The sequence below is a fragment of the Actinomadura harenae genome, assembly GCF_003696215.1.
Taxonomy (GTDB): Bacteria; Actinomycetota; Actinomycetes; order Streptosporangiales; family Streptosporangiaceae; genus Spirillospora; species Spirillospora harenae.
In genome coordinates this window covers 19,791-44,548 of record NZ_RFFG01000025.1, presented here as the reverse complement: position 1 = coordinate 44,548, position 24,758 = coordinate 19,791, and the positions used below count along the sequence as shown (strand labels likewise).

Here is a 24,758-nt window from a genome sequence, read left to right as displayed (position 1 = left end):
GGGTAGTATCCACCGATCGGTGGACACGTGAGGGCGGCGATGGGCGCCGGCGACCAGGCGGACTCGGGCGCCGACGACGTCCGGCGCGGGTCGTTCCGCAACTGGGACGCCTACTTCGCCTTTCTCCTCCTCCTGACGCTGGTGACGATCACCTCGCTCCCCGAGGACGACCGCGGCGACCTCAAGCGGACCGTGGCGGCGGGCCTGCTGGTGGCGCTGGGGGTCGCGTACGCGGCCCTCGGACGGCGGGCGATCCGGCTTCCGAGGCGTCCCGGGCCCGGGACGTACCCGTTCGCCGCGATCATGGTGGCGCTGTTCGTCCCGGCGGTCCTGCTGGCCCCGGCGGCCGCGACGATCATGGGGGCGCTCGCCCCGCTGTCCTTCCTGCTGCTGCGCCCGGTGCGCGCCGCGGCCCTGGCCGGGCTGCTGACGATCGGCGTCATCGTGGGGATCCTGCGGGAGACCGGCTTCCCGTGGGTGCTGACCGTCTCGATCATGCTCGGGCTGCTGGCCTGCGACGCGCTGCTGGGCTGGATCGACCGGACGGCCCGGCAGAGCGCGGAACGCGCCGAGCTGATCGACGAGCTGCGCCGCACCCGCGCGGACCTCGCCGAGATCAGCCGGGAGCGGGGCGCGCTGAACGAGCGCGAGCGGCTCGCGCGCGAGATCCACGACACCCTCACGCAGGGGCTGACCAGCATCGGGATGCTGGTCCAGGCCGCGATGGCCGATCTCGGGCCCGATCCCCGGCTGGAGCTGGCCGCGCGCACCGCCCGCGATCACCTCGCCGAGACCCGCGCCGTGGTCGCCGCCCTCGCCCCGCCGTCCCTGACCACGGGATCCCTGGTCGAGGCGCTGCGGCGGCTCGTGGACGACTCCGCGCTCCCCGCCCGCCTCGCGACGGACGGTCCGCCGCGTTCGCTTGGCACGAACGTGGAGACGGTGCTGCTGCGCGTCGCGCAGGAGGCGCTGGCGAACGTCCGGCGGCACGCCTCGTGCGCGCGTGAAGTGGCCGTCAGCGTCGAGTTCACACCGGACGACGCGCGTCTGACCGTGACCGACGACGGTCCGGGCTTCGACCTCGCGCGCACGAGCGGCGGCTACGGGCTCGGCGGGATGCGCACGCGGGTGGAGCAGGCCGGAGGTGAACTGGTCCTCACCAGTGCGCCCGGTGAAGGAACGACCGTTGAGGCGGTGATCCCATGTCCGGCCAGAACGACGGCACCATCGGCGTGATGATCGTGGACGACCATCCGATCGTGCGGGAGGGGCTGCGTGGAATGCTCGTCGCGGAGCCGGACCTGACGGTGGTGGGCGAGGCGGCGTCCGGGCCGGAGGCGGTCGCGGTCGTGCCCCGGCTGCGTCCGGACGTGATCCTCATGGACCTGCGCATGCCCGGCGGCAGCGGGCTGAACGCGCTGCGGCTGCTGGCCCCGGAGTACCGGATCATCGTGCTGACGACGTTCGCGGGTCACGGCGACATCGCGCAGGCGATCGCCGCCGGGGCCGCCGGCTACCTGCTCAAGGACGCGTCGCGCGGTGAGCTCGCGCTGGCCGTGCGGACGGTCGCCGCCGGCGGGCGGGCCCTGTGCCGGGACGCCGCGGACCGGCTCGCGGCGGCGGAGTCGGCCCCCGCCCTGTCCGAGCGCGAGGCGCAGGTGCTCGAACTGGTCGCGCGGGGCCTCACCAACGCCGAGGTGGGCGGGGAACTGCACATCGGCGAGGCGACGGTGAAGACGCACCTGCTGCGCGTGTTCGCCAAGCTCGGCGTCTCGGACCGGATGTCCGCCGTGATGGCCGCGATGCGCCGCGGCCTCATCTCCGGAGAAGGACGGCCCTGACCGGCGCGCGGGGAGGAACCATCCGCCCGAACTATCCGCCCAGTGCCTTCAGGGCCTGCTCGAAGGCCGTGTACGCCTCCTCGGTGAACAGGACGAACCGGACGTCCTCCACCGTGGTCGGCGTGGACGCGACGGTCGTCACGGCGATGCGCGCCGCGTCGTCCACCGGCCAGCCGTAGATCCCGGCGGACACGGCGGGGAAGGCGATCGAGGAGACCCCCAGCTCGTCCGCCGTGCGGAGGGACTCGCGGTAGCAGGACGCCAGCAGGGCCGAGCGGTCTTCGGCGGCCGAGTGGACGGGCCCGACGGTGTGGATGACCCAGCGCGCGGGGAGGCGTCCGGCCGGGGTGGCGACCGCCTGTCCGGTCGGCAGGCCGCCGCCGTAGTGCGCGGCCCGCAGCCTGCGGCACGCGTCGAGGATCTCCGGTCCGCCGCGGCGGTGGATCGCGCCGTCCACCCCGCCCCCGCCGAGCAGTGAGGAGTTGGCGGCGTTCACGACCGCGTCGACCTCCTGCCCGGTGATGTCGCCGCGCACCAGCGTGATCTTCATCGCTTCCCCTTCACCTCACCAGCGGAGTGTCCAGTCGAAAATACTCATTTCCGGACGACGAGCCGCTCTCTGATCCCGCCGGGAACCCTGCTCGGGGGTCCGGAACGTTAAACACGGTGCCGGAACGCGAAATCCGGGCCGGGAGGGGCCAAACGGCGGGCACGACCGGGCGGCATCGGGTTTCATGGAATACCGGAAAGTACCGATAAAACGGCGGCCGTTCCCCGGCCGAACCGCTGGGCCCGTGGTGGCGCCCAGGTCACGAACGAGCGAACCGCCGGAGAAAACGTCGTCACAGGCGGCACTATCCTGCCGCTACAGCGACCACAATGGTGTGAAAGTCGTGGAGGTGCCCCCCTTGAAGATTCTCGTCGCGGGCGCGACCGGCGTGGTCGGGCGGCGGCTGGTCCCGTTGCTGGTCCAGGCCGGTCACGAGGTCGTCGGAACGACCCGCAGTCCCGAGCGCGCGCAACTGGTCGCCGACCAGCACGCCACACCGGTCGTCGTCGACGTCCTCGACGCCGCGGCCCTGGCCGCCGCGCTCGCCGAGCACGCGCCGGACGTGGTGATCCACCAGCTCACCGACCTGTCCGCGGAGGACTTCGCGGCCAACTCGCGGCTGCGGATCGACGGCACGCGCAACCTGGTGGACGCGGCCCGCGCGGCCGGCGTGGAGCGGATGATCGCCCAGTCGATCGCCTGGGTCTACCGGCCCGGCGCCGAGCCCGCCACCGAGGACGACGAGCTCGACCCGTCGCTCCAGCCGCACCCCGCCGTCGCGTCGCTGGAGGAGGCGGTCGGCGAGATGCCGCACGGCGTCGTGCTCCGTTATGGAGCGTTTTACGGCCCCGGCACCTGGTACGCCCCGGGAGGGGCGATCGCCGAGCGGGTGCACGCGGGAGCCCTGTCGCTCACCCCGACCTGGACCTGTTTCGTGCACGTGGACGACGCCGCCTCGGCGGCCGTCGCGGCGCTCGACTGGCCCGCGGGCCCGGTGAACATCGTGGACGACGAGCCCGCGACGGCCGCCGAGTGGCTGCCGGTCTACAGCTCGGCGCTCGGGGCGCCCACCCCGCCGACCGCGCGGCACGCCGCGAAGCAGGGGCGTCCGGTGTCGAACACGCGGGCGCGTGAGCTGGGCTGGAAGCCGCGCCTGGAGTCCTGGCGCGACGGTTTCGCCGAGATCGACTGAGCCGGGCGGGCCGGGTCCGGCCCTGATCCGCCGATCCGCCCGTCGATCCGCCCGCCGGGCCGGACCGGCCTGGTGCGACACGCCGGGGGCGGCGCGGCCCCCGGACGTCCGATCTGCACCCTCCGTCCGCCTTCGAGGGTTTTCCCGGGAGCAGTGCGGCCGAATCATTGAAACTTCAAGTACGATGGGGCCATGACGGACACCCGGTGGCTCGACGAGGAGGAGCAGCGGACCTGGCGCGCCTTCGTCGCGTTCTCCCGGCTGCTGTCGGAGGCGATGGAGCGGCAGCTCGGCCGCGATGAGGGCCTGCCCTTCAGCTACTACCTGATCCTGGCGATGCTCTCGGAGGCGCCCGGCCGGTCGCTCACGATGACCGAGCTGGCCACGGTCGTCCGCGCGTCCCCGAGCCGCCTGTCGCACGCGGTCAACAAGCTCCAGGCCAACGGCTGGGTGGAGCGCAGCCGCCACCCCGAGGACCGGCGCGCGATCATCGCGTCCCTGACCGACGAGGGCATGGCGGTCGTCGAGAAGGCCGCGCCGGGGCACGTCGGCGAGGTCCGCCGCCTGGTGTTCGACCGGCTCACTCCCGAGCAGCTCGTGTCCTTCGACGACGTCCTCACCACCCTGCTCACCGGCCTCGACCCGGACGTCCCGGTCTGCCCGGACACCCCCGTCTGCCCCACCGACGCCGAGCCGGCCGTGCCCACCGTCGGCCTCTGCCCCAGCGACGCCGGTCTGGACGACGGTCCCGGCGCCCCGGACTGCGACGCCGCCTGAGACCCGAACGCCGGGGCCGTCCGAACCCTGTTCCCGCCCGTCCGAAGGTGGAGTGTCGTGCGGGCCGTCTCGGCGGATCGCTACCGTGGAGCGCGAACGATCGTGCACAGCCCGCCCCGGAGGCCCCCGCCGTGACCATGCCCTTTTCCCCGCGTACGCCGTGACGCCGATGCGCCTCGTGATCGCCGAGGACGCGGTGGTCCTGCGGGACGGCCTCGTCCAGCTGCTGCGGATGCGCGGGCACGAGGTCGCCGCGGCGGTCGGCGACGGGGACGCCCTGGTCGCGGCCGTCGCCGAGCACGCCCCGGACGTCGCGGTCGTCGACGTCCGGATGCCGCCGGGCTGGACCGACGAGGGCCTGCGGGCCGCGCTCGCGCTGCGCCGCGACCACCCGTCCGTCGGCGTCCTGCTGTTCTCGCAGCACATCGTGCCCGGGTACGCGGCCGAGCTGCTCGCGGGGACGCCGTCCGGGGTCGGCTACCTGCTCAAGGAACGCGTGTCCGATCTCGACGAGTTCGAGACGGCGCTGCGGCGCGTCGCGGACGGCGGGACGGCGCTCGACCCCGAGGTCGTCGCGCACCTGCTCGGCGGGGAGCGCCGGAAGCTGCCGGGCCTGACGCCGCGCGAGCGCGAGGTGCTCGGGCTCATGGCCGAGGGACGCTCGAACGCCGCGATCGCGGGGGCCCTGGTGGTGTCCGAACGCGCCGTGGAGAAGCACGTCGCGAACATCTTCAGCAAGCTCGGCCTCCCGCCCGCGCCGGGCGACCACCGGCGCGTCCTGGCCGTTCTGCGGTACCTGGACGCCTGAACTGTCGGTGCCGTCGCGCATGATGGCGGGCATGGACGAGAAGGAGACCGAGCGGCGCAAGGCCCGGCTCACCGAGATCTGCGCGGGCCTCCCGGAAGCGAGCGCCACCGAGTCCGGGCACGGCCCGTACGTGACCTTCCGCGTGCGGAGGAAGACGTTCGGCTGGTACCTGGACGGGCACCAGGGCGACGATCGCGTGTCGCTCTGGTTGAAGGTCACGCTGGACGAGCAGCAGGCGCTCCTCGGGTCCGATCCCGAGCGCTTCTTCAGCGTGCCCTACATGGGCCAGCACGGGTGGGTCGGCGTCCGGCTCGACCTCCCCGACATCGACTGGGAGGAGATCGCCGAGCTGGCCACCGAGAGCTACCGGCTGCTGGCCCCGAAACGCCTCTCCGACCGGCTCACGTTGTGAAGACCACGCCGCGGTCGGCGGCCTTCGGGTAGGCGGCCTCGAGCAGGCGCAGGCCCTCGGCCGTGAGCTCCTCGCGCGTGGCGTCCGGGATGGGGGCGAACGCCTCGATCCGGAGCGTCGCGGAGCCGCGCTTGGCCTCGGCCTTCCACATGCCGCGCACGAATCCGTCCACGAGGACGGCCGCGCGGATGATCCCGTTCACCGTGAACAGCCGCTTGCGGTGCTCCTCGCTGACGATCCGGGTCCGGTCGGCGTGCGCCAGGGTGAGATTGTCGAACTCCGGGACGAACCGGACGGGCGCGGGCGTTCCGGCGTCCGGGCGGGGCGCCTCCGGCACGTCGTACAGCACGCGGCCGTTCTCGTCCCTGAAGGTGAGCAGGCGCGGTCCGAGCCGTCCGAAGACCTCGCCGAGCCTGGTCAGGCCGGACCAGTGCTGCGCGTCGGCCACGCTCGCGGGCCCGAACGCGGCCAGGTAGCGCAGCACGAGGGCCTCGACGTCCGGCTCGGCCAGGGGCTCGCCGAGCCAGGCGTCCAGAACGGTGTGCCGGGCCAGGCCGGACGATCCCCAGACCCCGCGCGGCGGCACCTGGACGAGCGGCAGCATGCAGCGCGCCGCCCAGTTGAGGTCCGCGGCGTCGTGCCCGGGGAAGCGCTCGGCGAGCGCCTCCCGCACCTGCTTGTCCGACAGGGGTTCGGCGGTCACCAGGTCGCGAGCGGCCTCACGGAGCGCGTCGAGGTCGACGCCGTCCAGGCCGTGCGGCGAGCGCCGGCCGCGCAGGTAGCCGTCGAGGACGGTCTGGGTGAGCGGCCGGATCCTGAGCGCGTCACGGGCGCTGACCAGGTGCAGCGTGCCGCGCATGAGCACCATGCGGACGGCCTGGCGCTCGTGCAGCAGCCGTCCGGGCTCGTCGAAGTCGAACTCCTCGAGGCGCGTCCAGAGGCCGAGGTAGGGCGGGTTCGGCGCCTGCGCCTGCATCCCGACCAGGTGCTCGATCGTCTCCAGCACGCCCGCGCGGTGGCGGCGCAGCAGCATCTGCCGGGCGAGGAGGGCCCGGTTCAGTTCACGTCGTCCGAGGGTGGCGGCCATGTCAGAGCGGGTAGTCGTAGCGGAGGAACCCCTTGTACTGGGCGACCTTGTCGTACAGGTGCCGTGCGGTCGCGTTGTGCTCCTGTGTCGTCCAGTACAGGCGCGCCATGCCCCGCTCGCGCGCGGCCTCGGCGACGGCCTCGATGAGCTTGCGCGCGACGCCGCGTCCGCGGACCGTGTCGTCGACGAACAGGTCCTGGAGGTAGCAGCCGCCCTCGTCCCAGACCGTGACGTGGAACAGGTAGTGCGTGATGCCGACGAGGCGTCCGTCGAGGCGCGCGCCGAGCCCGAACACCTCGTCGCCCTTCAGGAGCCGCTCCCACGCGAGGTCGTACCCCTCGTCGGGGACCTCGGTGCGGTAGAAGGCCTTGTACCCACGCGCGAGCACCTCCCAGGCGTCACGGTCGTCGGGACGAAGCGCACCAATCTCGATCATTCCCGCATCCTGCCATGTGCCACCGACGATCCGGGGCCCCGCCCGCACGCGAGGCACCCAGATCAGACCTCGGATCGGACGGGCTCGGGGACAGGCGCCGATCCGGCCTCGGCGGTCGCGCGACGGCGGCGGAGGCCGAGGGAGATGACGACGGCTCCGGCGACGGCGGCGCCCACGGGGACGGTCATGGCGGTGTGGAGGGCGTCGAGCGCCTCGCCGGGAGTGGTGCCGGTGAGGGACGCGACGTTGACCGCGGTGACGATGGAGACGCCCAGTGCCGTTCCGAACTGGATGGACGTGTAGAGCAGTCCGCCCGCGAGGCCCTGCTCCGACTCGTCCACGCCTTCGGTGGCGGCCATGGTCAGGGGGCCGTAGCCGAAGGTGAAGGCCAGTCCGAGGAGGGCCAGCCCGGGGAGCATCGTGACGTAGGTCCAGTGCAGGCCGGCGCCCAGGAAGATGGCGTAGCAGGCGGCGGCCAGGAGCATCGCGCCGAGGATGACCGGGGCGACGCCGAACCGGTTGACCAGGCGGGGCGTCAGGGTGGGCGCGAGGACGAGGTCCAGCCCGGCGACGAGCATGGTGAGGCCGGTCTGCATCGGCGTCCAGCCCCGGATCTCCTGAAGGTAGATGGTCATGAGGAGCTGGAAGCCGCCGAACGCGCCGACGAAGAGCAGCGCGGTCAGGTTCGCGCGCACGAGCGGCGCGGAGCGCAGGGCGCCGAGCCTCACCAAGGGCTCCTTGACCCGCCGCTCGACCAGGACGAACGCCGTCAGCAGGACGATCCCGGCGGCGAACACGGCGGCGGTGACCAGCGGGCCGTCCGCGGCGTGCTCCAGCCGGACGACCCCGTAGACCAGCGCGGACATCGAGGTCGTGGCGAGCAGCGCGCCCGGGACGTCCAGGCGTCCGCGGTCGTTCTCCGCGTCGTCCCCGACGAGCGGGACTGCGGCGGCCAGGATGACGAGGGACAGGATGACCGGCGCGAAGAACACCCAGCGCCAGCCCAGCGGGGTGAGCAGGCCGCCCGCGACGAGGCCGAGCGTGAAGCCGCCCGCGGCCGTCGCGGCGTACACCGACAGCGCGCGGGTCCGCTCGGGGCCCTCGGGGAACGCGGCGGTGACCAGCGACAGTCCGGCGGGGGCGAGGAACGCGGCCGCGACGCCGGTCGCGAAACGCGCGGCGAGCAGCATCCAGCCCTCGGTCGCCAGGCCGCCGAGCCCGGAGAACACCACGAACACCACGAGCCAGGACAGGAACATGCGGCGGCGTCCGAACAGGTCGGCCGCGCGGCCGCCGAGCAGCATGAACCCGCCGTACCCGAGGACGTAGGCGCTGACGACGCCGCTCAGCGCGGCGGAGGACAGCCCCAGATCCTCCCGGATCGACGGCAGGGCGACGTTCAGCATCGCTATGTCGATCCCCTCGAGGAAGATCGCCCCGGACAACACCAGGAGCGCGCCCCAGCGGCGCGCAGTCGTACTCATCGGTCCCGACACCTCTTCCGGCAGCGTGAACGACGGTTCCCCATGGGCCCGTCGGTTACCTCTTGATACCGACAGCATCGTGAGGCACCATCGACGTCCATGGAAGACGGCACTTCAAAGTCCCCCGGTTACTGCGCGGATACCGCCCCCGACCAGGGCTTCGACATCTCGCACTGGGACTCGCGGGAGGACTGCGAGACCCGGCAGATCCTCGACCGCGTCGCGGACAAGTGGTCGCTGCTGGTGATCGCGCTGCTGGACGAGCGCAGCCTGCGCTTCACCGAGCTGCGCCGGGCGGTCCAGGGCGTGAGCCAGCGGATGCTCACCCGCACGCTCCGGCACCTGGAGCGGGACGGGCTCGTCCACCGGACCGTCCACCCGGTCGTCCCGCCGCGCGTCGACTACTCGCTGACGCCGCTGGGCGCGAGCCTGCACTCGACCATCAAGGCCCTCGTCGACTGGACCGAGACCCACAAGGGCGCCATCGCCGCCGCGCGGGACGCCTACGACCGGCGCGCCGCCGAGGAGGCCGAGATCGCCGCCACGACCCCGGCCCCCTGACCTGCGAGAACGTCCTTAGTGACGGCGGTCAGGCGGACTCGGTGGGGAGGCCCGCCTCCGTCCAGTCCTGGATGCCCTCCTTGTACTTGCGGACGTCGCGGTAGCCGAGCGCGGTCAGCCGGTCGGCGACCTGGCCGCTGTTGGGGCACGCCTCGTTCGAGCAGTAGGTGACGATCGCGGCGTCGCGGTCGGGCAGGCGGTTCGGCGCCTCGGCGTCCACCTCGCCCCGGGTTCAGGGGGATCGCGCCGGGCAGGTGCCGCTTCGCCCAGTACTCGCCGCCCAGCGCGTCCACGACCGTGACCTCGCCGCCGTCGATGGCGGCCCTGAGCTCGTCGCGGGTGATGAGTGCGGTCATGCCACGTCCTCTCGAGAATCGGACTATAGTCCGTTTCGTGCCTGAGGACAGTAACGGACCACGGTCCGGTTATGCAACGCCATTGGAGCTGCTGCGCACGCCGCCGCCCAGGGAGCGCGCGGACGCCGCGCGCAACCGCGCGGCCGTGCTCGAGGCCGCGGCCCGGCTGTTCGCCGAGCACGGCCCCGAGGGCGTGTCCATGGACCAGGTCGCCACGGCGGCCGGGGTCGGCAAGGGGACGCTGTTCCGCCGCTTCGGCGACAAGGCGGGCCTCGCCGTCGCGCTGCTGGACGCCCGCGAGCGCGACCTCCAGGAGGCGATCCTGAGTGGCCCGCCGCCGCTCGGGCAGGGGGCGGCACAGGGCAAGCGGGTCGAGGCGTTCCTCCTCGCCTACCTCGATCACCTGCTGAAACACCTGTCGCTGGTGCGGATGTCGGAGACCGCCTCCCCCGGCGCGCGGTACCGCATCGGCGCGTACCGGTTCTGGCACCGCCACCTGACGCTCCTGCTGGACGGCGACCCGGACCCGGAGGCCGCCGCCCACGGGCTCCTCGCCGCCCTCAGCGCCGAGCACGTCTCCGCCCTGCTCCCCGAGCTGGGCGAGGACCGTCTGCGCGCGGCGCTGATCCGCCTGGCGAACGCGGCGTCCCCGGCCTGAGGCCGGCCCACCGGGACGTCCGGTCCTTGACGCCGTCTCATTATGAACATACGTTCATGAACACATGTTCATAAGGAGGACGACATGACCGGGCAGATCGTGAACACCGCGCAGTCCGAGGCGTGGAACGGCGGCGAGGGCGAGCACTGGGCCGCGCACCACGACCGCTATGACCGGCTCAACCAGGGCATGAACGACCCTCTCCTCGCGCACGTCCGGGACGGCGACGACGTCCTCGACATCGGCTGCGGGAACGGGCAGCTCACCCGGCTGGCCGCGCGGCGCGGGGCGAGCGCGCTCGGCGTGGACCTCTCGGAGCCGATGCTCGCGCGGGCGCGCGAACGGGCCGGGGCCGAGGACGTCGCGAACGCGCGGTTCGAGCGGGGCGACGCGCAGGTCCACCCCTTCGCCCCGGCGTCCGCGGACCTCATGCTGAGCCGGTTCGGGATCATGTTCTTCACCGACCCCGTCGCCGCGTTCGCGAACATCGGCACCGCGCTCCGGCCCGGCGGACGGCTCGCCTTCGCCTGCCTGACGTCCCTGGCGGGCACCGACATGGGGACGCTCCTGAAGGCGACGACGCAGGCGCTGGGCGCGGTCCGGCCGGCCACCGGCGCGGACGGCACGGGCCCGACCTCGTTCGCCGACCCTGCGCACACCGAGGACGTCCTGACCAGGGCGGGCTACACGGGCATCGGCATCCGGCACGTCGAGGCGCCGCAGATCTGGGGCCGGGACGCCGCGGACGCGACGGAGTTCTTCTGCGGCTGGGGCCCGATCGCGTTCGCGTTCTCGAAGGCCGAACCCGGGGCCGTCGCCGCCGCGCGCGAGGCCGTCCACCGCGAGATGGCCCGCTTCGAGAGGCCGGACGGCGTCACGACGCGCGGGACGGCCTGGCTGGTGACCGCGCACTACGATGGGAGCTGATGTCCCCGAGAACAGCGGCGGCGGTGCGTGACGGCGACCGCAGCCTGCGCGACCACCTGGTGGCGACGGCCGAGCGCCTCATCTCCGAGCGCGGCATGGCCGACCTGACGGTCCGCGCGATCGCCCGCGCCGCCGGGGTCGCCGACGGCGTCCTGTACAACCACTTCTCCGACAAGGACGAGCTGCTCACCGAGGCATGGTGGGCGTGGGTCCAGGACGTCGAGCGCGGCCTTCCGGCGCTGCCCGTGTCCGGCGAGGGCCGGCTCGCGGACGGTGTGCGCGCCCACCTCGAGTACGGCCTGGCGTTCCACCGGGCCGTGGTGCCCGCGCTGTCCGGGCTGCTCGGACGGCCCGAGTTCCTGGCCCGGATCGCCGCCGCCCACCCGCCCGGCGAGGGCTGGCGTGACCGCCTGGCCGCCTGGCTGCGCGCCGAGCGGGACCTGGGCCGGGTCGCGGCGTCCGCGCCGGTGGACGCCATCGCCGCGATGATGGTCGGCGTGTGCCACGAGACCGTCCTGAACCACCTGCTGCGCGGGATCCCGGCCACGCCGGAGCCGCCGTCCGGGGTCGGGCCGGACGAGCTGGTCAAGGCCGTCCTCCCGGCCCTGACCAGCCCCATCGCCTGACCAGTCCCATACCGCCTGACCAGCCCGACCCCCTGACCAGTCCCATACCGCCTGACCAGCCCGATCGCCTGACACCGGTGGTGGTCTAGTAGGTCATGGCCATGGCCTCGCGGACCTCGGCGAGCGTCGCGTCGGCGATCTCGTTCGCGCGCGTGTTGCCGGACGCGAGGACGGCCTGGAGCTGTCCCGGGTCGGCGGCGAACTCGGCCCGGCGCACCCGGATCGGGTCGAGGAACGCGTTCACCGACTCGGTGACGACCCGCTTGAGCTCGGCCGCGCCGCGGTCGCCGATCTCCGCCGCGACGTCCTCGGGCGCCCGCCCCTGGGCGAGGGCGGCGAGCAGCACCAGGTTCGACACCTCGGGACGGGTCTCCGGCGCGTAGGCGATGGTCCGGTCCGCGTCGGTCTTGGCCCGCTTCACCAGGTGCGCGACCTCGTCCGCCGTGGACGACAGCGCGATCGCGTTGCCGCGCGACTTGCTCATCTTCTGGCCGTCCGTGCCGAGCAGCAGCGGCGCGTCCGACAGCAGGCACTCCGGCACCGGGAAGACGTCGCCGTAGCGCTCGTTGAAGCGGCGCGCGACCGTCCGGGTGATCTCCAGGTGCGGGACCTGGTCGCGGCCGACCGGCACGAGGTCGGCCTTGCAGAACAGGATGTCGGCGGCCTGGTGGACGGGGTAGGTGAACATCAGCCCGCTCACCGCGTCCTGCCGGGAGTGCTTGATCTCGTCCTTGACGGTGGGGTTGCGGCTCAGCTCCGGCACCGAGACCAGCGACAGGAACGGCAGGAACAGCTGGTTGAGCGCGGGGACGGCCGAGTGCGTGAAGATCATCGCGGTGGCCGGGTCGATCCCGACGGCGAGGTAGTCGGCGACCAGGCCGAGGACGTTCTCCTCCAGCCGCTCGGCCACGTCCCGGTCGATGATCACCTGGTAGTCCGGGATGATCACGAAGACCTCGACGCCCGCGCGCTGGAGCCTGACGCGGTTCTCGAGGGTGCCGAAATAGTGGCCCAGGTGGAGGGGCCCGGTCGGGCGGTCACCGGTGAGGACGCGGTGCCGCGCGGCGTCCTGGGCGACGAGCGCGGAGAGTTCGGGGGCGGTGAGGGTCATGCCCTGCTCCTTCGTGGTCGGGTCTCGGGCGACCCCCAGGAAGGAGAAAGGCCGCCCGGTGAGCGGACGGCCTGCGCGTATGCCGAGGTCAGCCGTCCGAGGACGGCCACCAGCCAAGACAGACGCTGCGATGCATGGCACCACCGTACCCGTCCGCGCCCGGAAGCGATTGATCAACTCCATAACAGATAATCCACAACGGAACTAGACTGGGGGCATGACCTCTCTCGCACCCGCCTCCCGCGTCGGTCGCGACGTCTCCTTCCTGTTCGACCACAACGGGTTCGTCCTGAAGAGCCGGATGTCGGCGGCGCTCGCCGAGATCGGCCTGACCCCGCGCATGCACTGCGTCCTCGTCCACGCCCTGGAGGAGGAACGCACCCAGAACCAGCTGGCCGAGATCGGCGACATGGACAAGACCACGATGGTCGTCACCGTGGACGCACTGGAGCGCGACGGGCTCGCCGAGCGGCGCCCGTCCTCCCGGGACCGCCGGGCCCGCGTCATCGCCGTCACCGGCAAGGGCGCCGAGGTCGCGGCGCGCAGCCAGGAGATCGTGGACGCCGTTCACGGCGAGGTGCTCGACGCGCTGCCCGAGGACGAGCGCGAGGTCTTCCTGCGCGCCTTGAACCGGCTGGCCACGGGCCTGCTGGCCGAGCCCGTCGCGACGACCGCGACCCGCCGCACCCGCGAACGCGCTCTCTGACGCCCTTCTGACGCCCCTCCCCGCGCCGGGGTGCGCGGGGTCTCAGCCGGTGGCGAAGGCTCCGGCGGAGGCGGCGAGGACGGCGGTGCGGGCGGCCTGCCCGGGCAGGTCCGGGTCGGGCGGCGTCCCGAGCAGGACGAGCTGGTGGTAGACCGGGGCGGTGGCCGCGACGAGCAGCCGCCGCGCGTCCGTGCCGGGCGGGATCTCGCCGCGCTCGACGCCCCGCGTGACGATCACCTCGCAGCGGGTGTACCGGTCCTCCCAGAGCTCGCGGACGCCCCGCGCGGCCTCGTCGGACCGGAAGGACGCCGCGATCAGCGCGGACACGAGCGGCGGCTGCGCGGTCAGCGCGGTCTGGCTCTCCTCGTTCAGGGCGGTCAGATCGCCCTGGACGGTGCCGGTGTCGGCGGGCTGCCAGTCGTCGTCGCTCGCCGCGGCGAAGACGTCCGCGAGCAGGCCGCCGACGTCGCGCCAGCGGCGGTAGACGGTGGCGCGGTGCACGCCCGCGCGGGCGGCGACGCCGTCGACGGTGAGCGCGTCGTAGCCGCGTTCGGCCAGCTCGGCCTGGACGGCGGCGAGCACCTGCTCGCGGACGCGGCCGGTCCGCCCGCCCGGACGGCGGCGGGGTGGCGCGCCGTCCCCGGGGGGAGGGTCGTCGTGGGTGGTTTGCTCAGGAGACGAGGCCATGCCAGCATCTTAATGCATCACTTGTCGCATTAATGGAGTGCCGATGACCGCCGCGAACCCTCTGCCGACCGACCCGGACGTCCTGCACCCGATGCCCGGGCATCCGCGGGTGGTCCTGCTCCGGCCGCTGGTGACGTCCCCGCTGATCGAGGTCGGCGAGTACTCGTACTACGACGACCCCGACGACGCGACCGCCTTCGAGACGCGGAACGTCCTGTACCACTATGGGCCCGAGAGGCTCGTCATCGGGAGGTTCTGCGCGCTGGCGACCGGTGTCCGCTTCATCATGAACGGCGCCAACCACCGGATGGACGGCCCGTCCACCTTCCCGTTCCCGACCATGGGCGGCGCGTGGGCCGAGCACTTCGACCTGATCACGAACCTGCCGAACCGCGGCGACACCGTCGTCGGCAACGACGTCTGGCTCGGGAACGGCGTGACGGTCATGCCGGGCGTCCGGATCGGGCACGGCGCGATCGTGGCGTCCGGCGCCGTCGTCACCTCGGACGTCCCGGACTACGGGATCGCCGGCGGCAACCCCGCCCGCCTCCTGCGCACCCGCTTCGCACCCGAGGACGTCGTGCGCCTGCTCGACGTCGCCTGGTGGGACTGGCCGGTCGAGCACATCACCGCGAACCTGCGGGCGATCATGTCGGGCACCGTCGACGCCCTGGAGGCCGCCGCGCCGCCCCGCTCCTGAATCTCGTCATCTCGCGGATCATCTAGATCGGATACATATAGTCCGCAACGGAACTATCTGTTAACGTTCTTTCCGTCGTGCCCTCCAGGGCGCGGCCGGGTCCGGCCGTTCGCGCCGCGCCCGCGCCAAGGCGGAGGAGAAGTTTGTGGGAAGCGTTCGATCGCGGGGCCTGGCGCTGGCCGTGCTGTGCGCCGGGCCGCTGATGATCATCCTGGACGGGTCGATCGTGACGGTCGCGCTGCCGGCGATGCAGCGCGGCCTCGGGCTCGGCGACGCCGGGCTGACCTGGGTCGTCAACGGCTACGTCATCGCGTTCGGCGGGCTCCTGCTGCTCGCCGGGCGCCTCGGCGACCTGCTCGGACGGCGGGCCGCGTTCGTCACCGGGATCGCGGTGTTCACGCTCGCCTCCGTCGTCTGCGGGCTGGCCCCGGACGCGCCGACGCTGATCGCCGCGCGGTTCGCGCAGGGCGTCGGCGGCGCGCTGACCTCGTCCGTCGCGCTCGGGATGATCACCACGCTGTTCACCGCGCCCGCCGAGCGGACCCGCGCGCTGTCGGCGTTCGCGTTCACCGGCGCGGTCGGCGCGTCCCTCGGGCAGGTGCTCGGCGGGATCCTCACCGACGCGCTGAGCTGGCACTGGATCTTCCTCATCAACCTGCCGCTCGGCCTCGCCACCGCGCTCGCGGCGCTGCGGTACCTGCCGTCCGAGCGGGGGCCCGGGTTCGCGGCGGGCGTGGACGCGCTCGGCGGGGCCCTGGTGACCGCCGGGAGCATGCTCGCCGTCTACACGATCGTCCAGACCGAGCAGCACGGCTGGGGGCTCCGCGCGCTCGGGCTCGGCGCCGGCGCGCTGGCGCTGCTCGGCGGGTTCGTCGTCCGGCAGGCCACCGCGTCCGTCCCGCTGATGCCGCTGCGAGTGCTGCGCGACCGGAACGTGTGGGGCGCGAACCTCGTCCAGCTGGTCGTCGTCGCCTCGCTGTTCAGCTTCCAGGTCATGGCCGCGCTCTACCTGCAGAGGGTGCTGGGCTACAGCGCGTCCGAGTCCGGGCTCGCGATGCTCCCGGCGGCCGCCGCGAACGCCGTCGTGTCGCTCTTCGTCGCGGCGCGGCTCATCGGCCGGTTCGGGCCGAAGACCGTCCTGGTGACGGGCCTCGTGCTGCTGCTCGCGGCGCGGCTGCTGCTCACCCGCGTCCCCGTGCACGGCGACTTCGTCCTGGACCTGCTGCCGATCATGCTGCTGACCGGCGGGTTCGGGCTGGCCATCACCTCGCTCACCGGGCTCGGCATGTCCGGCGCGAAGCCCGAGGACGCCGGCGTCGTGTCGGGCGTCTTCAACTCGACCCAGCAGATCGGCGGGGCGCTCGGCGTCGCGGCGCTGTCCGCCGTCGCGGCCGCGAACTCGCCCGGGACGTCTCCCGAGGCGCTCACACACGGGTACCACGTCGCGTTCTGGGCCGGCGCCGGGCTGCTGGTCACCGGGATCGTGGTGGCCCTGGTCGTCCTGCGCCGGGTCGGCCCAGCCACCGCCCCCGCCCCTGTCCCCTCCCCGTCCTCGGCCGATGTCTCGGCCCCGGAAACCGTTCAGCTCTAGAGAAGGACGACACGATGACCACCTACGGCCCCGGCCAAGGCCCCGCCCCCACCCCCCTCTCGGACGACGAGGTGTCCGAGCTGATCGGCAAGACCGCCTTCGGGACGCTGGCCACGGTGAAGCGCAGCGGGCACCCGCACATGTCCACGGTCGTCTTCTCGTGGGACGAGGCCGGCCGCATCGTCCGGATCTCGACCACGGCGGACCGGCTGAAGGTCCGGCAATTGCGGAACGACCCGCGCGCCGCGCTCTATGCCTCCAGCGAGGACTTCCTGTCGTTCGCCGTCGCGGAGGGGACGGCGGAGTTGTCGGAGGTCGCCTCGGAACCGGGAGACGCGGTCTCCCGCGAATTGCTGGACATGCTGGGCGGCTCGCTGAACCCGGAGGACGCGCCGGCATTCCTCGAGCAGATGGTGAAGGACCGCCGCGTCGTCATCCGCCTCCACGTCGAACGGCTTTACGGGACCTCGCTGGCCAAATAGTGGAATCCCGGCGGCTCGTGCATCAGGAAATCGCGGTGCGAGATGTTCCAGCCGTAAGCGCCTGACAGGGCGAACGCCACGATGTCCCCGACGCCGATCCCGGCGACGGGGACATCGCGCGCGAAGACGTCCTTGGGCGTGCACAACTGCCCGACCAGCGTGACCTCCGCGTCGCGGACCGACGGAGAGCCCGCGTTCCCTCGGCGTCCGGGGAACACCTCGAACGGCTGGTCGTGGCCCTTCGTCACCGGGGTCCGCAGATGCATGGTGCCGCCGCGCAGGACGGCGTACCAGCGTCCGTGCGCGGGCTTCACGTCCAGGACCTCGGTGACGTACCAGCCGCAGTAGGCGGTGACGGCCCGTCCGGGCTCGATCCGCAGGGTCTCCCCCGGACGCGCGAGCCTCGCGATCTCCCGCCCGTACGTCTCCCAGTCGAACGTCCGGGCCGGGGACGCGTAGTCCACGGCCATCCCGCCGCCCAGGCCGAACTCCGGCGCGTCCACCCCGGCCTTCTCCGCCCAGGGGCGCGCCCACTCCAGGATCTCCCCCGACAGCGCCACCGCCTCCGGAACGTCCAGGCCCGAGGCCAGATGGGCGTGGACGCCGCGCAGCCGCAGCCACGGCGCGGACGCCAGGGTCGCGTGGCACTCCTCGATCAGCGCGGGATCCATGCCGAACGGACCGGACATCGCGAGCGCGGCCCCCTCGCGCTCCCCCGCCAGGTTCACACGCAGCAGGACGTCCGCCTCGCGGCGCTTCGCGGCCAGCCTGACCAGCTCGAACGGCGACTCCACATGCACGCGGTCGGCGTCCAGGTCCAGTTCGGCGTCGGTCTTGCCGGGGCCGCCGAACGCGAGCCGCGCCTCCGGCAGGACGTCCCTGACGTGCCGGAACTCGCCCCCGGACGCCACCTCGAACCCGTCCACATGCGGCGCGAGCGTCCGCAGGACCGGCGCGTCCGGGTTGGCCTTCGCCGCGTAGAAGACCTCGATCGGGACCGCGTCCCGGATCCGGCGCGCGTGGGCGCTCAGCGCGTCCAGGTCGTACACGAAAGCGGGCAGCCTCGGGGTTTCCCCGATCCACGTCCGGAGCCGGTCGGTGACCATCCCGCCATTCTCACCGGGCCGCATGGATGATCGCCGGTCGTCCGCCGAATCATCCGACCAGGTTCAGCCGGTGTGCCACGGCCGCCGCCTCGGTCCTCGACGCGACCTGGAGTTTCGCGAGGATGTTGGACACGTGGACTCCGGCCGTCCGGCCCGAGATGAACAGCTGCTCGCCGATCCGGCGATTGCTGAAGCCGAGCGCCACCAGTCGGAGCACCTCGACCTCGCGCGGCGTCAGCGACGCGGGCGACTCCTGGGACGCGAACAGGGACGCGAACGGGGCCGCGCCCAGGGACGTGGTCAGCTCGGTCGCCTCCCCCACCGCGCCCGCGCGCATGAGGGAGTACGCCAGACGGTACGGGTGGTTCAGCGCGCGCCAGGCGTCGGCGGCGCGCTGCCACGGACCGTCGCCCAACTCGGCCAGGACGGTGAGCCGATGCGCCTCCTGGACGGGCCCTACGACGGGAAGCTCCGCGGCCAGCGCCCGGATGCGCGGGCGGTGCCTCCTGGTCCGCCGGGCCGCCGTCGCCAGCAGCGGCCAGACCTGGCGGGGGTGTTTCGGCAGGTCCAGGGCGGACAGGACGTCCGCCAGACGCGCGTCCGAGTCGGACGCCACGGCGCATTCGAGGTCGAGCAGGCGCAGCTGGAACATGCGTCCGCGATAGGTGGCGCTCAGGTTCCGGCGCGCCTCGTCGGCGGCGGAGGCGGCGGCCTCCGCGTTCCCCTCGGCCAGCTCGATCCACCCGAGCGTGGTCAGGGCGAGGGTGCGGAACAGCGGCGGCGGATCCCGGTCCAGGCAGGCCGTGAGGACGGCGCGGGCCTCGGGCCAGCGGCCGAGCGCGACGAGGGCCTCGGCCGACAACGCGGTCAGCCCGGCTCCCTGGTCGCGGGCGAGGCCGTGCTCGCGGGCCGCCTCGATGCCCTCCCGGGCCCGCTCCCAGGCCCGCTCGTCCCGGCCCATGGCGTGCAGGGCGTCCGCCTCGCACATGATCGCGATGCACCGGGACGTGGCGTCACCCGAGGCCAGGGCCAGGCGCTCGGCCTCGGCGGTGCGGGTCGCGGTCTCGTCCAGGTCGCCGGACAGCGCCGCGAGGGCGGCGAGGGTGAGCTCGGCCCAGGCCCGGACGCGCGCGTCGCCGTCCATCTCCAGCGCGCGGTGCGCGAGCGTCCGCGCCTCGTCGAAGTGGGCCATCAGGAAGAGGCGGTTCGCCAGCGTGGACGTCAGGCGGGCGCGGTCCGGGCCGTCCGGGAGGAGGGCGGCTCCTTCGCGCAGGTCGGACAGGCCGTCCTCGCCGAGGCGGTGCGCCAGCGTGCTGCGCAGGTCCAGCAGGAGGGCCCGGCGGCGCGGCGGGTCGACCAGGGACAGGGCCTCCGTCGCCAGCTCGACGCCGCGCCGGGCCTCGCCCGCGTGGAGGCACGCCGCGGCGGCGTGGGACAGCGCGAGCGAACGGTCCGCGTCGGGAGGCAGGAGCGTCAGGGCCCGTTCGAGCATCCGCAGCTGCTCGGGGTAGGCGTGCATGTCGGCCGCGGCCTGCGCGGCACGCCAGCAGGCGGCGAGGGCCCGCTCGCGCTCACCCGCGGCCTGCCAATGCGCGGCGAGGAGCGGAAGCACGCGGTCGGGCGACGCCAGGGACGGCTCGGCGTGGAGCGCGCGCCCGAACCGCAGGTGCAGGCGGGCGCGCTCGCTCGGCAGCAGGTCCTCGTACACCGCCTGCCGGACGAGATCGTGCCGGAAGGCGTGGCAGTCGCGGTCCGGGCGCGCGAGGACGCCCTGCTCGATCGCGGACCGCAGCGCCGCCTCCAGGTCGGGTTCGGGCAGGTCGGTGGCGGCGCCGAGGAGGGCGATCCCGGCCGGCCCCTCGGCCGCCGACAGCGCCCGGACGACCTGGCGCGACGCGTCCGGCAGCGTGCGGAAGCCGGTCAGCAGCAGGTCGCGGAGCGGCGCCGGGGTGCCACCCGGACCGGCGTCGGCGAGCGCCTCGGCGAACAGCGGGTTGCCCGCGCTGCGCCGGTGGATCTCGGCGGCGACCCGTCCCGCCGGGGCGTGGCCGAGCCGGGACGCCAGCAGGACGCGCAGGTCGGCGGCGCCGAGCGGCGCGGGCTCGACCGTCCGGACGGACGGCGAACGGGTGAGGGCGGTGATCACGGCGCGCAGCGGATGGCCGTCCGGGACGGGCCGGTACGTGCCGACGAGCAGCAGGTTCGCGCCGGTCAGGTTCCGGACGAGGAAGGTCAGCAGGTCCCGGCTCGACGGATCGGCCCAGTGCAGGTCCTCCAGGACGACGATCAGCGGACGGTCCGCCGCGGCGGCCTCGACCAGCGCCAGGACGTCCTCGAACAGCGCGGTCCGGCCCGGCGACGGATCGGATGCGGGCTCGGGGCGGCCGAGCGCGGGCAGCCACCGGGCGAGGCCGCGCCGTCCACCGCCCGGGACGAGCCGCGCCACGCGCTCGGCGCCCAGGTCCGCGACCAGGCGGCGGGCGACCGTGACGTGCGGCGCGTAGGGCAGGCCGTCCAGCTCCAGGCAGTCGCCGGAGACCGTCCGGGCGCGCGGGGCGTGCCGGGCGGCGAACTCCGCGACCAGCGCCGACTTGCCCATGCCCGGGTCCCCGCCGACGAGCACGGCCGTGACGCCGGGCGCCGCGAACGCCTCGTCCAGGGCCGCGAGCTCGGCCGTCCGCCCGACGAAGACCACAGGACCACCTCCGGATCTGAAGAGCCTGTGGAACGGGCGTAGGTATTCCGGCAGATGCGGCGGACCTCTTCAGAAGGCCACCTTCGACACGAAGGCGATCTTAGGAGGATCCGATGAGACTCACCCTGCCGGTGATCCTGTCGGCGACGTTCATGGCCTCGTTCGACTACATGGTCGTGAACGTGGCCGCGCCGTCGCTGCAACGCGACCTGCACGCCGGGTCCGCCGCGCTGGAGCTGGTGATCGGCGGCTACGCGTTCACGTACGCGTCCGGGCTGGTGACGGGCGGACGGCTCGGCGACCTGTTCGGGCACCGGCGGATGTTCGCGCTCGGCATGGCCGCGTTCACGCTGGCGTCGCTGCTGTGCGGGATCGCGCCGGACGCCGGGACGCTGGTCGCCGCGCGGCTGCTTCAGGGCCTGACGGCGGCGGCGATGGTGCCGCAGGTCCTCGCGCTGATCACCGCGTCGTTCGGGGCGGAGGAGCGGGCGCGGGCGATGGCCTGGTTCGGCGTCGTCATGGGGCTCGGCGGCGTCTGCGGGCAGGTGTTCGGGGGGCTGCTGCTCCAGGCGGGCGTGTTCGGCCTCGGCTGGCGGACGATCTTCCTCGTGAACGTCCCGGTCGGCGTCGTCGCGACGCTGCTCGCGACCCGCGTCCTGCCCGGCGCCGGGACCCGCACGGGACCGCGCCTGGACCTGGTCGGCGTCCTCGGCGTCTCGTCCGGTCTCGGGCTGGCGCTGGTCCCGCTGGTGCTGGGACGCCAGGAGGGCTGGCCGCTGTGGGCCTGGCCGTCTCTGGCCGCGAGCGTCCCGGTGCTGGCCGCGACGCTGCTCTGGGAGCGCCGGACGGCCGAGCCGGTCGTGGACCTCACGCTGTTCCGCGCCCGCTCGTTCTCGGTCGGGTCCGCGCTCAACGTCGCGTTCATGATGTCGTTCGGCAGCCTGATGCTGGTGAACACCCTGCTGCTCCAGTACGGGTTCGGGCTGAGCCCCGTCCGGTCCGGGCTGACGTTCGGGCCGCTCGCGCTCGCGACGATGGCGGCGTCCCTCGGCGGACGGCGGGTCACGGCGCGGTACGGACGGCGGGCGCTCACGGCGGGCTGCGTGATCACCGCGTCCGGCATCGTCGGGATCGAGGTGGCGCTGCGGGCGGGCGGCGGCCCGGTGGAGCTGCTCCTGCCGCTGACGCTGCTGGGACTCGGCAGCGGGCTGACGCTCCCGGGCGTGATCGGCGCGGCGCTGGGCGGGGTGCGGCCGGAGCGGGCCGGGGCCGCGGCCGGGCTGCTCACGACGTTCCAGCAGTTCTCCGCGGCCATCGGCGTCGCCGTGTTCGGCGCGGTGTTCTTCTCGCTGGCCGGACGGCACGGCCTGGTCGGGGCGGCGCGGCTCACCCTGCTGGGCGACCTGGCGCTCACGCTGCTCACCGTCCCGCTGTCGCTGCTGCTCCCCGGCGGGCCGCGGCGGGCCAGGGCGGCGAAGGCGGACGAGACGGCGGGCGAGACGGCGGGCGAGAGGGTGGAGACAGCGGAACGCCGGTCCGGGGGTCGGATCCTGGACCGGCGCTTGTGAGGGGTGGGGCTCTCGGGGTCTAGAAGGGCGGCAGGGTCCAGAGGAGGGCCGGGATGACGATCGCCACCGGGATCGCGACGCTGGCGGCGACGCGGATGCGGCGGGGCTGCGGCTCGGGGCGGAGCAGCCGGTTCACGCGGGCCATCACCGGGATGTCGGCCGCCGCGACCCCGAGGGTGCCGGACGGGGCCGCCGCCGGACGGGCCGCCGCGAAACGCAGAAGCGCCGTCGCCAGCTCCTTCGCGGGGCGGTGACGGCGGGCGCGGTCGTCGGCGGCCATCTCGATGAGCAGTTCCACCGCGTCCAGACATCGTCCGACGAGGCGGATCTGCGGGAACACCTGGCGGAGCGAGTAGAACGGCAGCAGGACCAGGTCGTGCCGCTCGCGCGCGTGCGCGCGCTCGTGCGCGAGGACGGCGGCCAGCTCCTTGTCGTCGAGCAGCGCCAGCGTTCCGGCGCTCACCACGACCTTGGACGACCGGACGCCCGGTACGCAGTACGCGGCCGCTCCCGGGTGGTCGAGGACCAGCGCGTCGGGGGCGGCCGAGTCGCCGCGGGCGACCAGCGCGAGCAGCGCGCGGTGCCGGCGGCGGGCCCGCACCACGCGGACGACCGCGGTGGCGAGCATGGTCAGCAGGACGAAGGTGAGGGCGACGGCGGCGAGCAGCGCGCCCATGTGGACGACGTCGAGCCGCGCGGCGTTGTCGGCCACCAGGCCGGGGACGCCGTGCACGATGCCGCGGTGGTACGGGAGCAGGGCCACGCCGAGCAGCGCGCCGATCGTGGCGATGCCCCAGCCGAGGCCGAGCGCCTGCCACAGTCCGATCGCGATGCGGGGGGTGCGCCACGTCCAGCGGGCCTTCGACAGCCCCTGCGCGCCGAGGACGGTCAGGAGAGCCGCCACCGCGAGCAGGGCCGGACCGGTCATGCGGGTGGCTCCTGCGTGAGCTCGTCGAGGGCCTGGCGGAGGGCGTCGATCTCGTCCTGGGACACCGACCGGACGAAATGCGCCAGCGCGGCGTCACGGTCGCCGGTCTCGTTCAGCGCGCCCAGCATGAGCTCGGTCACATATCCCTCCCTGCTCGCACTTGGACGGTACCGCCACGCGCGACCGTCCCGCTCACGATCAAGGAAACCCTTCTTGGCCAGCCGGTCCAGCACGGTCATGACCGTGGTGTGCGCGAGGTCGCGCTCATCGGCGAGCGCGCGGCTCACATCGCGTGCGGTGGCGGGGACGACACCCGCCTCCTCGCGCGCCCAGCAGACCTCCATGACGGTGCGTTCAAGCTCTCCCAGACCCTTCACGCCGTCCACTGTAAGCGACGGGTGAGACAGATCACCACGCGGGGTAGTACTACCGAGTCAAGTACTACGGCTCGTAGTACTACATTCAGTCGACATGAGCACCCTCCAGCTCTCGACCGCCGCGTCCGCGCGGCACCGGACGGGCGGCGCCCGATGACGCGCGCCGACCTCGCCTTCGGGCTGATCCTGGCCGGCCTGTCGGCCTACCTGCTGTTCGGCGGGGCCGACTTCGGCGCCGGACTGTGGCACCTGCTGTCCCGCGACCGGCCGGGTGACCGGAGGGTCATCGAGCGTGCCGTCGGGCCGATGTGGGAGGCACATCACGCCTGGCTGGCCCTGGCGCTGCTGCTCGCCTGGACGGCGTTCCCGCCGATCTTCAACGACATGGTGGACGCGTACCGGGTCCCCCTGGTGATCGCCGCCGCGGGCATCGCCGCCCGCGGCGCGACGTCCGCCCTCGACCGGTTCGGGCCGCGCAGGACCGCCGTCGGCCGGTTCCTGTCCCGCCGGTTCCGGATCGAGCCGCTGCTCGGGCCCGCGTCGCTGCTCACCCCGTTCTGCCTGGGCGCGGTCGCCACGACCATCGCCACGGGCGAGGCGAGCTGGATGAGCGTCACCGGGATCTACGGCGGCGCGCTGACCACGATGCTCTGCGCCTACTTCGCCGCCGTCCACCTGATCTGGAACGCCCGGAAGGCCGGCGACCGGGACGTCCTGCTGCACTTCCAGGGCTACGCGATCGTCTCCGGCGTCGCGGTCGGGCTGTTCGCGATGCCGGGCGCGCTGGCGCTCGGCGTCCGGTCGCCGCTGATCCTGGTGTCCGCGGCGGCGGGGCTGCTCTCGATCGTCCTGGTCGTCCGGCGGCGGTACCTGGCCGTCCGGGTGTCGGGCGCGGTCGCGGTGGTCAGCGTGCTGTGGGGCGCGGCGTCGATGGCCCACCTCGACCTGGACGGCGCGCTCGCCCACGGCTCCGTGCTGGACGCCGAGTTCACGGCTCTCGCCGTGGGCGCGACCGCGTTCGCCGTGGCGATGGCCTGGCTGCACGTCCTGTTCCAGCGGCAGTCCGCCACCAAGGCGTGACCGGGCGGTCCC

27 protein-coding genes are annotated in these 24,758 nt (G+C 73.6%); 16 read left to right on the top strand and 11 right to left on the bottom strand.

Translation table 11 applies throughout. From position 1 onward, the window contains the following. The first annotated feature begins 39 nt into the window (after nucleotides 1-39). Nucleotides 40-1,236, top strand: coding sequence for a sensor histidine kinase (locus tag EBO15_RS16130; protein ID WP_122195216.1), 1,197 nt, complete (start codon nucleotides 40-42; stop codon nucleotides 1,234-1,236). After that, nucleotides 1,203-1,841, top strand: coding sequence for a response regulator transcription factor (locus tag EBO15_RS16125; protein WP_122195215.1), 639 nt, complete (start codon nucleotides 1,203-1,205; stop codon nucleotides 1,839-1,841). The genes EBO15_RS16130 and EBO15_RS16125 overlap by 34 nt, the downstream gene beginning before the upstream one ends. A 31-nt stretch (nucleotides 1,842-1,872) precedes the next feature. On the opposite strand, the gene EBO15_RS16120 is transcribed toward EBO15_RS16125, so the two are convergent. Then, on the bottom strand, nucleotides 1,873-2,391 hold the full coding sequence (locus EBO15_RS16120; RefSeq protein ID WP_122195214.1) for an O-acetyl-ADP-ribose deacetylase: 519 nt from the start codon (nucleotides 2,389-2,391) through the stop codon (nucleotides 1,873-1,875). 358 nt (nucleotides 2,392-2,749) lie between these two features. Between EBO15_RS16120 and EBO15_RS16115 the strand changes: the two genes are divergently transcribed. The 4 genes from EBO15_RS16115 to EBO15_RS16100 all read left to right on the top strand — a co-directional run bounded on the left by EBO15_RS16115 (nucleotide 2,750) and on the right by EBO15_RS16100 (nucleotide 5,580). Then, nucleotides 2,750-3,583, top strand: coding sequence for an NAD-dependent epimerase/dehydratase family protein (locus tag EBO15_RS16115; RefSeq protein WP_122195213.1), 834 nt, complete (start codon nucleotides 2,750-2,752; stop codon nucleotides 3,581-3,583). 192 nt (nucleotides 3,584-3,775) lie between these two features. Continuing rightward, nucleotides 3,776-4,360 carry a MarR family winged helix-turn-helix transcriptional regulator gene (locus EBO15_RS16110; RefSeq protein ID WP_122195212.1) on the top strand — a complete coding sequence of 195 codons (585 nt, stop codon included), beginning with the start codon at nucleotides 3,776-3,778 and terminating at the stop codon, nucleotides 4,358-4,360. Between the two features lie 169 nt (nucleotides 4,361-4,529). Beyond that, nucleotides 4,530-5,168: a response regulator transcription factor gene (locus EBO15_RS16105; protein WP_122195211.1), complete on the top strand. Its 639-nt coding sequence runs from the start codon at nucleotides 4,530-4,532 to the stop codon at nucleotides 5,166-5,168. Nucleotides 5,169-5,199: 31 nt separating this feature from the next. Continuing rightward, nucleotides 5,200-5,580 (top strand): MmcQ/YjbR family DNA-binding protein, encoded by a 381-nt coding sequence (locus tag EBO15_RS16100; protein ID WP_158628246.1) that lies wholly within the window; start codon nucleotides 5,200-5,202, stop codon nucleotides 5,578-5,580. On the opposite strand, the gene EBO15_RS16095 is transcribed toward EBO15_RS16100, so the two are convergent. The 3 genes from EBO15_RS16095 to EBO15_RS16085 form a co-directional block, all read right to left on the bottom strand. Continuing rightward, nucleotides 5,570-6,667 carry a winged helix DNA-binding domain-containing protein gene (locus tag EBO15_RS16095; RefSeq protein WP_122195209.1) on the bottom strand — a complete coding sequence of 366 codons (1,098 nt, stop codon included), beginning with the start codon at nucleotides 6,665-6,667 and terminating at the stop codon, nucleotides 5,570-5,572. The two genes, EBO15_RS16100 and EBO15_RS16095, sit on opposite strands and share 11 nt — an antisense overlap. Before the next feature lies 1 nt (nucleotide 6,668). Next, complete coding sequence (locus EBO15_RS16090; protein WP_122195208.1) at nucleotides 6,669-7,103, bottom strand: GNAT family N-acetyltransferase; 435 nt, start codon at nucleotides 7,101-7,103, stop codon at nucleotides 6,669-6,671. Between the two features lie 62 nt (nucleotides 7,104-7,165). Continuing rightward, nucleotides 7,166-8,587: an MFS transporter gene (locus EBO15_RS16085; RefSeq protein WP_122195207.1), complete on the bottom strand. Its 1,422-nt coding sequence runs from the start codon at nucleotides 8,585-8,587 to the stop codon at nucleotides 7,166-7,168. A 99-nt stretch (nucleotides 8,588-8,686) separates the two neighbouring features. Here EBO15_RS16085 and EBO15_RS16080 point away from each other — a divergent pair, with 99 nt between their 5' ends. Beyond that, on the top strand, nucleotides 8,687-9,148 hold the full coding sequence (locus EBO15_RS16080; RefSeq protein WP_122195206.1) for a winged helix-turn-helix transcriptional regulator: 462 nt from the start codon (nucleotides 8,687-8,689) through the stop codon (nucleotides 9,146-9,148). 28 nt (nucleotides 9,149-9,176) lie between these two features. Here EBO15_RS16080 and EBO15_RS46065 read toward each other — a convergent pair whose 3' ends face one another. Beyond that, the gene (locus EBO15_RS46065) at nucleotides 9,177-9,368 is read right to left on the bottom strand and encodes a rhodanese-like domain-containing protein (protein WP_233616230.1); all 192 of its coding nucleotides are present in this window, start codon (nucleotides 9,366-9,368) and stop codon (nucleotides 9,177-9,179) included. 173 nt (nucleotides 9,369-9,541) lie between these two features. On the opposite strand from EBO15_RS46065, the gene EBO15_RS16070 reads away from it, so the two are divergent. From EBO15_RS16070 to EBO15_RS16060, 3 genes are all read left to right on the top strand, one after another. Further along, entirely contained in the window at nucleotides 9,542-10,162 is a 621-nt protein-coding gene (locus tag EBO15_RS16070; RefSeq protein WP_233616229.1) for a TetR/AcrR family transcriptional regulator, read from the top strand. Between the two features lie 84 nt (nucleotides 10,163-10,246). Continuing rightward, nucleotides 10,247-11,089 carry a class I SAM-dependent methyltransferase gene (locus EBO15_RS16065; protein ID WP_122195204.1) on the top strand — a complete coding sequence of 281 codons (843 nt, stop codon included), beginning with the start codon at nucleotides 10,247-10,249 and terminating at the stop codon, nucleotides 11,087-11,089. Further along, nucleotides 11,089-11,715 (top strand): TetR/AcrR family transcriptional regulator, encoded by a 627-nt coding sequence (locus EBO15_RS16060; RefSeq protein WP_122195203.1) that lies wholly within the window; start codon nucleotides 11,089-11,091, stop codon nucleotides 11,713-11,715. The genes EBO15_RS16065 and EBO15_RS16060 overlap by 1 nt, the downstream gene beginning before the upstream one ends. 85 nt (nucleotides 11,716-11,800) lie before the next feature. On the opposite strand, the gene trpS is transcribed toward EBO15_RS16060, so the two are convergent. Continuing rightward, nucleotides 11,801-12,826, bottom strand: a complete 1,026-nt coding sequence (trpS, locus tag EBO15_RS16055) for a tryptophan--tRNA ligase (protein WP_122195202.1) — start codon at nucleotides 12,824-12,826, stop codon at nucleotides 11,801-11,803. Between the two features lie 217 nt (nucleotides 12,827-13,043). Here trpS and EBO15_RS16050 point away from each other — a divergent pair, with 217 nt between their 5' ends. After that, entirely contained in the window at nucleotides 13,044-13,532 is a 489-nt protein-coding gene (locus EBO15_RS16050; protein WP_122195201.1) for a MarR family winged helix-turn-helix transcriptional regulator, read from the top strand. A gap of 42 nt (nucleotides 13,533-13,574) precedes the next feature. Here EBO15_RS16050 and EBO15_RS16045 read toward each other — a convergent pair whose 3' ends face one another. Further along, on the bottom strand, nucleotides 13,575-14,219 hold the full coding sequence (locus EBO15_RS16045) for a TetR/AcrR family transcriptional regulator (RefSeq protein ID WP_122195200.1): 645 nt from the start codon (nucleotides 14,217-14,219) through the stop codon (nucleotides 13,575-13,577). A 43-nt stretch (nucleotides 14,220-14,262) separates the two neighbouring features. Here EBO15_RS16045 and EBO15_RS16040 point away from each other — a divergent pair, with 43 nt between their 5' ends. From EBO15_RS16040 to EBO15_RS16030, 3 genes are all read left to right on the top strand, one after another. After that, nucleotides 14,263-14,919: a CatB-related O-acetyltransferase gene (locus EBO15_RS16040; protein WP_122195199.1), complete on the top strand. Its 657-nt coding sequence runs from the start codon at nucleotides 14,263-14,265 to the stop codon at nucleotides 14,917-14,919. A 145-nt stretch (nucleotides 14,920-15,064) separates the two neighbouring features. Continuing rightward, nucleotides 15,065-16,510 (top strand): MFS transporter, encoded by a 1,446-nt coding sequence (locus EBO15_RS16035; RefSeq protein WP_233616228.1) that lies wholly within the window; start codon nucleotides 15,065-15,067, stop codon nucleotides 16,508-16,510. Between the two features lie 14 nt (nucleotides 16,511-16,524). Beyond that, nucleotides 16,525-16,992 (top strand): PPOX class F420-dependent oxidoreductase, encoded by a 468-nt coding sequence (locus EBO15_RS16030; protein ID WP_122195198.1) that lies wholly within the window; start codon nucleotides 16,525-16,527, stop codon nucleotides 16,990-16,992. Here the strand turns inward: EBO15_RS16030 and EBO15_RS16025 are convergent. Next, complete coding sequence (locus EBO15_RS16025; RefSeq protein ID WP_122195197.1) at nucleotides 16,968-18,098, bottom strand: type III PLP-dependent enzyme; 1,131 nt, start codon at nucleotides 18,096-18,098, stop codon at nucleotides 16,968-16,970. The two genes, EBO15_RS16030 and EBO15_RS16025, sit on opposite strands and share 25 nt — an antisense overlap. A gap of 49 nt (nucleotides 18,099-18,147) precedes the next feature. Continuing rightward, nucleotides 18,148-20,793: an ATP-binding protein gene (locus EBO15_RS47060; protein ID WP_122195196.1), complete on the bottom strand. Its 2,646-nt coding sequence runs from the start codon at nucleotides 20,791-20,793 to the stop codon at nucleotides 18,148-18,150. A 113-nt stretch (nucleotides 20,794-20,906) separates the two neighbouring features. On the opposite strand from EBO15_RS47060, the gene EBO15_RS16015 reads away from it, so the two are divergent. Continuing rightward, nucleotides 20,907-22,361, top strand: a complete 1,455-nt coding sequence (locus tag EBO15_RS16015; protein WP_122195195.1) for an MFS transporter — start codon at nucleotides 20,907-20,909, stop codon at nucleotides 22,359-22,361. Between the two features lie 19 nt (nucleotides 22,362-22,380). Here EBO15_RS16015 and EBO15_RS16010 read toward each other — a convergent pair whose 3' ends face one another. Next, complete coding sequence (locus EBO15_RS16010) at nucleotides 22,381-23,289, bottom strand: M56 family metallopeptidase (protein WP_122195194.1); 909 nt, start codon at nucleotides 23,287-23,289, stop codon at nucleotides 22,381-22,383. Then, nucleotides 23,286-23,666, bottom strand: coding sequence for a BlaI/MecI/CopY family transcriptional regulator (locus tag EBO15_RS16005; protein ID WP_122195193.1), 381 nt, complete (start codon nucleotides 23,664-23,666; stop codon nucleotides 23,286-23,288). The genes EBO15_RS16010 and EBO15_RS16005 overlap by 4 nt, the downstream gene beginning before the upstream one ends. 153 nt (nucleotides 23,667-23,819) lie before the next feature. Here EBO15_RS16005 and EBO15_RS16000 point away from each other — a divergent pair, with 153 nt between their 5' ends. Further along, on the top strand, nucleotides 23,820-24,746 hold the full coding sequence (locus EBO15_RS16000) for a cytochrome d ubiquinol oxidase subunit II (RefSeq protein WP_122195192.1): 927 nt from the start codon (nucleotides 23,820-23,822) through the stop codon (nucleotides 24,744-24,746). The last annotated feature ends 12 nt before the right edge of the window (nucleotides 24,747-24,758 follow it).